Origin of the sequence: Pseudomonas sp. EA_65y_Pfl1_P113, assembly GCF_963970525.1 — a bacterium.
Lineage (GTDB): Bacteria > Pseudomonadota > Gammaproteobacteria > Pseudomonadales > Pseudomonadaceae > Aquipseudomonas > Aquipseudomonas tritici.
In genome coordinates this window covers 1-546 of record NZ_CAXAQM010000315.1, presented here as the reverse complement: position 1 = coordinate 546, position 546 = coordinate 1, and the positions used below count along the sequence as shown (strand labels likewise).

Sequence of the window (546 nt, the reverse complement as noted above, 5' to 3'; positions counted from 1 at the left end):
GCAAGATGCCTTCGACGATTTCGCATGGAGCGCTGCTGCATGAGCTCAGCCGCTGAACATCGTCGGTCGCTTCCGGCCGACAGCGATGCGATCCTGGACGCATTGCCCAATCCCGTGCTGCTGATCGGGCCTGACGGCAAGATAGTCGCCGCCAACATCGCGACCGAAGCCTTCTTCGAGATCTCGACCCAGTTCCTGAAACGGCAGTCGCTGAAGGAATTGGTGCCGTTCGGCAGTCCCTTGCTGGCACTGATCGACCAGGTCCGCTCGTCGAACTCGCCGGTCAACGAGTACAAGGTCGATCTCGGCACGCCGCGCATGGGCGGCGATCGCCAGGTCGATCTGCACGTCGCTCCGCTCACCGAGCGGCCGGGTCACATCGTGGTCATGCTCCAGGAGCGCACCATCGCCGACAAGATGGACCGCCAGCTCACCCATCGCAGCGCCGCGCGCTCGGTGATCGCGCTGGCCGCGATGCTGGCGCACGAGATCAAGAACCCGCTGTCGGGCATCCGCGGCGCCGCGCAGTTGCTCGAGCAGCAGGCC

General features: G+C 65.2%; 1 protein-coding gene. It reads left to right on the top strand.

What is annotated here, in order from left to right:
* Positions 1-39: 39 nt before the first annotated feature.
* Positions 40-546 (top strand): PAS domain-containing protein (locus AACY52_RS29805; RefSeq protein ID WP_339561303.1); only part of this gene is annotated, 507 nt, incomplete at its 3' end.